Below are 6,640 nucleotides of genomic sequence, written 5' to 3' on the forward strand. Positions count from 1 at the left end.
GCCCGCCTCCCGGCTGCCCCTTTGAGTCCCACCCGACCGCGACCGCACCGCCGGAAGACGGTCCTGCTCGCTCGCTTTGCTCGCTGCGCGGGCTGCGACTTCCGTGCTCCCGCTCGCTCCCGGCGGTCGCTCGCGGGAACGCAGCCTCACGCCTCCCCAGCCTCGTCGGCGGTCCTCCGCTTCGCTCCGGACCGCCGACTCTCTCGCGCGAGCTGACTCGCGGCCGCCGGTGGCGGCCGCTCGCAGGCACGCGCCGCCGCCCATTTATAAGTGACAGTCGCCGCTCAGATCCTGTTTAAATATCGCACCGCTCGCGATCACGGTGTCGCTCCCGCACAAATTACCCCTCCCACTCCTCGAAGCTCCGGTAGACGCCCTTCGAGAGGTAGCGCTCGGAGGAGTCGGGGAAGACGGTGGCGACCGCGTCGTGCGGGGCGTCGATCGCGCCGTCGCGGATCTCGCGGGCGACGCGCTTCGCCGCGATCGCGTTCGCGGCCGACGACGAGGCGACGAGGTGGCCCTCCTCGCTCGCGAGCCGACCCATCTCCTCGTGGACGTCGCGGTCGTCGATGGCTCGGATCTCGTCGACGAGGTCGGGGTCGAACAGCTCGTTCCGCTCGGTGTCGTGCGTGCCGATCCCCTCTGTCTTGTACTCCTCGTGCTCGACGTCCTCGCCGAGGAACTCGCGGTAGGCGGAGCCGGCGGGCTCGACCGCGACGACGTGGGTGTCCGGGTCGCGCTCGCGGAAGTAGCGCGCCATCCCCATCAGCGTCCCGCCGGTGCCGCAGCCGGCGACGACGGCGCCCACCTCGCCGTCGAGCGCCGCGTCGATCTCGGGCGCGGTCGTCTCGTAGTGCGCCTCGGCGTTGAGCGGGTTCGAGAACTGCTGGGGGACGACCGCGTCGTCGAGCTCCTCGGCTATCTGGTGCGCGCGGTCGATCGCGAGCCCCATCCCCTCGTCGCTCGGCGTGTTCACGACCTCGGCGCCGAGCGCGCGCATGAGCTGCTGTTTCTCCACCGAGAAGCGCTCGGGGACGACGAAGATCGCCTCTAACCCCAGCTGCTTGGCCGCGACGGCGAGCCCGATCCCGGTGTTGCCGGCGGTCGGCTCGACCACGGTGCCGCCCTCGCCGACGTCGCCGCGCTCCAGCATGCGTTCGAGCATGTACTTCCCGATCCGGTCTTTGATGCTCGCGCCGGGGTTGAACGACTCCAGCTTGGCGTACACCGGCACCGACTCCGGCGCGTCGTGGACGTCGACGAGCGGCGTCTCCCCGATCGTCTCCAACACCGACGACAGGGGCTCCCGATGATCGGTCATAGGCCGGCAAACGTTGCCGCCGGATTTGTGTGTTGCCATCGCTCCGTCCGGATCCGGGGATCCGGAGCGGCGGCGCGACTTGCCGGGAACGGGGATCGCGGGGACGGCCGCGGCGGACTGCCGCGACCGTAGCGGACCGCCGCGAGCGTCCGACCGTGTGACACCGCGCCGCGGATCGAACAGGCTTATGCCGGTCGTCCGGCTCCGATGCTGTATGAGCGAGACCGATGCGGAGGCCGAGGTGACGGTCGTCCTGCCGGACGGATCAGAGCTGACCGTTCCGGCGGGGTCGACAGTCGAGGACGTCGCCTTCGAGATCGGCCCCGGGCTCGGTCGCGACACCGTCGCGGGGAAGATCGACGGCGAACTCGTCGAGAAGCACGCCGAGGTCCACGACGGCGCGCGGATCGAGATCGTCACCGACCAGTCGGACGAGTACCTCACGGTGTTGCGCCACTCCGCGGCCCACGTGTTCGCGCAGGCGCTCCAGCGGCTCCACCCCGAGGCGACGCTGACGATCGGCCCGCCGACCGACGACGGCTTCTACTACGACGTCACGGACGTCGACGTCGACGAGGACGACCTCGCCGCGATCGAAGACGAGATGGCGGAGATCATCGCGGCGGACTACGACATCGAGCGCGAGGTCCGGTCGCGCGAGGAGGCGAAAGAGATCTACGCCGACAACGAGTACAAGCGACAGATCTTAGACGAGGAGGCCGACGGCGAGGAGGTCACCTTCTACGTCCAGGACGGCTGGGAGGACCTCTGTCAGGGCCCCCACGTCGAGTCGACCGGCGAGATCGGCGCCGCGACCCTCCTCGAGGTGTCGGCCGCCTACTGGCGCGGCGACGAGGAGAACGACACGCTGACGCGGGTGTACGGCACCGCCTTCGCGAGCGAGTCCGACCTGGAGGAGTACCTCGAACTGCGCGAGCAGGCCCAGGAGCGCGACCACCGGAAGATCGGCCAGGAGATGAACCTCTTCTCGATCCCGACGGTGACCGGCCCCGGCCTCCCGCTGTACCACCCGCCGGGGAAGACGGTCCTTCGCGAGCTGTCCGACTTCGCGACCGAGCTCAACCGCGACCACGGCTACGAGGAGGTCGAGACGCCGCACGTGTTCCGGACGGAGCTGTGGAAGCAGTCCGGCCACTACGAGAACTACAAGGACGACATGTTCCTCCTCGACGTCAACGACGAGGAGTACGGCCTGAAGCCGATGAACTGTCCGGGCCACGCGACCATCTTCGACCAGCAGAACTGGTCGTACCGCGACCTCCCGCAGCGCTACTTCGAGAACGGGAAGGTGTACCGGAAAGAGCAGCGCGGCGAGCTGTCCGGCCTGTCGCGCGTCTGGTCGTTCACCATCGACGACGGCCACCTGTTCGTCCGGCCGGACCAGATCCGCGCCGAGATCGAGTCCGTCATCGAGATGATCTTCGAGGTCGTCGAGACGCTCGACTTAGAGGTCGAGGTCGCCCTCGCGACCCGTCCCGACAAGTCCGTCGGGGGCGACGAGATCTGGGAGTCCGCGGAGGACCAGCTCCGCGACGTGCTCGAGTCGGGCGGCTACGACTACGACGTCGAGCCCGGCGACGGCGCCTTCTACGGCCCGAAGATCGACTTCGGCTTCGAGGACGCGCTGGGCCGCGTGTGGGACGGCCCCACGGTCCAGCTCGACTTCAACATGCCCGACCGGTTCGACCTGACCTACACGGGCGAGGACAACGAGGACCACCAGCCCGTGATGATCCACCGAGCGCTGTACGGCAGCTACGAGCGCTTCTTCATGGTCCTCATCGAGCACTTCGACGGCAACTTCCCGCTGTGGCTCGCGCCGGAGCAGGTCCGGATCCTCCCCGTCTCCGACGAGACGCTCGGCTACGCCCACCGCGTGAAAAACGAGCTGGAGGACGCCGGCTTCCGCGTCGAGGTCGAGGACCGCGACTGGACGGTCGGCCGCAAGATCCGCGCGGGCCACGACGACCGCCTCCCGTACATGGTCATCGTCGGCGACGACGAGCAGGAGGCGGGCACCGTCTCCGTCCGCGACCGCTTCGAGAACCAGCGCGGCGACGTCGACCTCGACGCGTTCGTCGACCACCTGGTCGCGGAGCGCGACGAGAAGCGCACGGAGCCGGACTTCGTCGGCGGGGAGTGAGTCTCCGCGGCGCGAACGGGCCGAAGCGACGCGGGCTCAGGCCGGTTCGACGCCGCCGACCTCGAACCGCGCGCCCCCTTCCTCGGACTCGACCGCTCGGACCGTCCAGCCGTGCGCGTCGGCGATCTCCGCGACGATGTTCAGGCCGAATCCGGTCCCTTCGGGATCCGTCGTGTACCCCGTCTCGAACACCTGCTCGCGCTCGGATTCGGGGATTCCCGTCCCGTCGTCGGCGACGTAGAACCCGTCGCCGTCCGCGAGCGGCCCGACGGTGACGGTCACCGCCTCGCCGCCGTGTTCCGCGGCGTCGTCGGGCTCCCCCCGACTGCTCGTGGAGCCGTGCTCCACGGCGTTGCGGAACAGGTTCTCGAAGAGCTGTCTGAGCCGCGCCTCGTCGGCCAAGATTTCGAGTTCGTCGACCGCGGCGCGGAGCGTTCCGCTCCCGCTGTCCGTCGTCTTCCAGGCGTCGCTCGCGAGCGCGACGAGGTCGACGGGCTCCGGGTCGTCGACGTCGTCGCCCTCCCGCGCCAGCGTGAGCAGGTCCTCGATGAGCGTCTCCATCCGCGAGAGCGACCGCTCGATCGCCTCGACGTGCTCGCTGTCGGACTCGTCGGCGAGGAGGTCGACCCGTCCCCTCGCGGCCGTGAGCGGGTTCCGGAGGTCGTGGCTCACGACGCTCGCGAACTCTTCGAGCCGGTCGCGCTCGCGTTCGAGCCGCTCCGCCGCGCGCTGCCGCTCTAACTCGTAGCTCACCCAGCGCGTCAGCAGTTCCACGAACGTCCGCTGGGTGTCGGTGAACGGCTCGCCGCGCGGGGTCGTGGCGGCGAAACAGAGCGTCCCGTACTGCTCGCCGTCGACCTCGACGCGCCCACCGATGTACGTCTCGAGCCCGAAGTTCTCGTGTGCGGGGTCGCCGGCCCACCCCTCCTCGGTCGCGTCGACGACCGTCAACAGCGTGTCGCGCGCGATGGTCCGCTTACAGTACGCCTCGTCGAGCGGACAGGTCTCGCCTGGCTGTAAGAGCGGGTGGTCGGCGTGAGAGGCCTCGACGTGTTGGGTCCCGTCCTCGATGCGGGTGAGGAACCCGTTCGGCACGTCGAGGTACTCGCAGCCGAGCGTCAAGATCGCCTCGACCTTCTCGTCGAACGTGCGCTCGTGGTCCGAGGAGACCGCGTACAGCCGCTGGATGGCGCGGAGGCTCTCCCGCTGTCGCCGCTCTAAGTCGCGCCGCTCGGTGATGTCTCGAAGGTACACGGAGAGGCCGCTGTCGGAGGGGAACGCGCGGGCCTCGAACCAGGTGTCCAGCGGCTCGTAGTACGAGTCGAACGAGACGGGCTCTTGGGTCGCCATGGCCCGGTGGTACTCGTCGTAGAACTGCGTCTCGGCCGCCCCCGGGATCGACTCCCAGAGGTTCGCGCCCTCGACCGATCCGTCCGGCCCGACGGCGTCGTCGCTCATCGCGGACCGGAGGATCTCCCTGCCTCGGTCGTTCGCGAACGCGATCCGCCAGTCGCCGTCGAGCGTGAAGAACCCGTCCGACATCCGGTCGAGCACCGTCCGGAGGTCCTTGTTCGACGCCGACTCGCCCGCACCGTCGCTCATGTCCCGAGAGACGTATCGCGGACGGTTAAGTTAGGGTGGATTCGGGGTCGCCCCTTCCGTCGGCTTTTTGCGTTCGCTCGTCCGGGTATGAGGTATGTCGAACCAGCAAGCCGAGCCCGGCGTCGACGAGCGAGCGCCCGAAGTCGGAGAGCTGACGCCGCCGGACCGCACGCTGATGGGGCCCGGGCCGAGCGACGTCCACCCCCGCGTACTGAAGGCGATGAGCACGCCGCTGGTCGGCCACCTCGACCCCTCGTTCGTCGAGATCATGGACGAGGTCCAGGAGCTGCTGCGGTACACCTTCCGGACGGACAACCGGTGGACGATCCCGGTGTCGGGGACGGGGTCGGCGTCGATGGAGGCCGCGATCGGCAACCTCGTCGAGCCGGGCGACACGATGCTCGTCCCGACGAACGGCTACTTCGGCGGCCGGATGAAGTCGATGGCCGAGCGCGCGGGCGGCGACGTCGTCGAGGTGGAGGCCCCGTGGGGCGAGCCCCTCGACCCCGTCGACGTCGAGCGCGCGTTCGACGCACACCAGCCGGACGTGTTCGGCTTCGTCCACGCGGAGACCTCGACGGGCGTCCTCCAGCCGAACGTCCCCGAGCTGACGGACATCGCGCACGACCACGACGCGCTGGTGATCGCCGACTGCGTCACCTCGCTCGGCGGCGTGGAGATGCGCGTCGACGAGTGGGGCGTCGACGTCGCCTACTCCGGCCCGCAGAAGTGCCTCTCGTGTCCGCCGGGCGCGAGCCCGCTCACGCTCAACGACCGCGCGATGGACAAGGTGCTCGACCGCGAGGAGCAGCCCCGGTCGTGGTACCTCGACCTCTCCCTGCTTGAGGGGTACTGGGGCGACGACCGCTCGTACCACCACACCGCGCCGATCACCAACGTGTACGCGCTGCGCGAGGCGCTCCGGCTCGTCGCCGAGGAGGGGATCGAGGAGCGGTGGACCCGCCACCGCGAGGTCGCCGGCGAGCTGAAGTCGGGGCTTCAAGAACTCGGGCTGGAGATGAACGCTCCCGACGAGTACTGGCTCCCGAGCCTCAACGCGGTACGGGTACCCGACGGCGTCGACGACGGCGCCGTCATCGACCACCTCTTGGAGGAGTACGACTTGGAGATCGCCTCCGGCCTCGGCGACTTGGAGGGCGACATCTGGCGGATCGGCTGTATGGGCTACTCCGCTCGCCCGAAGAACGTCGAGTACGTTCTCGCCGCGCTGGAGGACGCGCTGGCGGCGCAGGACTACGAGGCTTGAGCCGGAGGTCGGAGTCTGAGTCGGGAGCAGCGCGGGACCGATTGCTACCTTCTCAGTCGGTGGCGTTCGAACTCGGCGCCGGCCGAGAGGTGGACTCCGAGAATCGATAGCGGGAGTGGGTGTAGTACGTCTTGAGAGCGGTCGTTTATAAGTCAGATTGCGGTGTTGCTGTCGGTTGTTTATAAATGACCGACTGCTGGGATACCGATCTCCAAAGCCCCAGTCGCGACGGCTCGCGCGCCTTGCTGTGCTCCTCGCTCGGTCGCTGTCGCTCCCTCGCTGCGGT

General features: G+C 69.0%; 4 protein-coding genes. 2 read left to right on the top strand and 2 right to left on the bottom strand.

What is annotated here, in order from left to right; all coding sequences use genetic code 11:
- Positions 1–340 precede the first annotated feature (340 nt).
- Entirely contained in the window at positions 341–1,321 is a 981-nt protein-coding gene (locus AC4NMM_RS15145; RefSeq protein ID WP_096393451.1) for a PLP-dependent cysteine synthase family protein, read from the bottom strand.
- A 187-nt stretch (positions 1,322–1,508) separates the two neighbouring features.
- Between AC4NMM_RS15145 and thrS the strand changes: the two genes are divergently transcribed.
- Complete coding sequence (gene thrS, locus AC4NMM_RS15150; protein WP_172863925.1) at positions 1,509–3,485, top strand: threonine--tRNA ligase; 1,977 nt, start codon at positions 1,509–1,511, stop codon at positions 3,483–3,485.
- Positions 3,486–3,521: 36 nt separating this feature from the next.
- On the opposite strand, the gene AC4NMM_RS15155 is transcribed toward thrS, so the two are convergent.
- Entirely contained in the window at positions 3,522–5,087 is a 1,566-nt protein-coding gene (locus AC4NMM_RS15155) for a PAS domain-containing sensor histidine kinase (RefSeq protein WP_491924646.1), read from the bottom strand.
- A gap of 94 nt (positions 5,088–5,181) precedes the next feature.
- Here AC4NMM_RS15155 and AC4NMM_RS15160 point away from each other — a divergent pair, with 94 nt between their 5' ends.
- Positions 5,182–6,354, top strand: a complete 1,173-nt coding sequence (locus AC4NMM_RS15160; RefSeq protein ID WP_491924647.1) for a pyridoxal-phosphate-dependent aminotransferase family protein — start codon at positions 5,182–5,184, stop codon at positions 6,352–6,354.
- The last annotated feature ends 286 nt before the right edge of the window (positions 6,355–6,640 follow it).

This window comes from Halorubrum sp. SD41, assembly GCF_058630335.1.

Bases quoted from the DNA above. Each gene is read 5' to 3' on its own strand.
- AC4NMM_RS15145 (WP_096393451.1), bottom strand. From the start codon at position 1,321: ATGACCGATCATCGGGAGCCCCTGTCGTCGGTGTTGGAGACGATCGGG.
- thrS (WP_172863925.1), top strand. From the start codon at position 1,509: ATGCCGGTCGTCCGGCTCCGATGCTGTATGAGCGAGACCGATGCGGAG.
- AC4NMM_RS15155 (WP_491924646.1), bottom strand. From the start codon at position 5,087: ATGAGCGACGGTGCGGGCGAGTCGGCGTCGAACAAGGACCTCCGGACG.
- AC4NMM_RS15160 (WP_491924647.1), top strand. From the start codon at position 5,182: ATGTCGAACCAGCAAGCCGAGCCCGGCGTCGACGAGCGAGCGCCCGAA.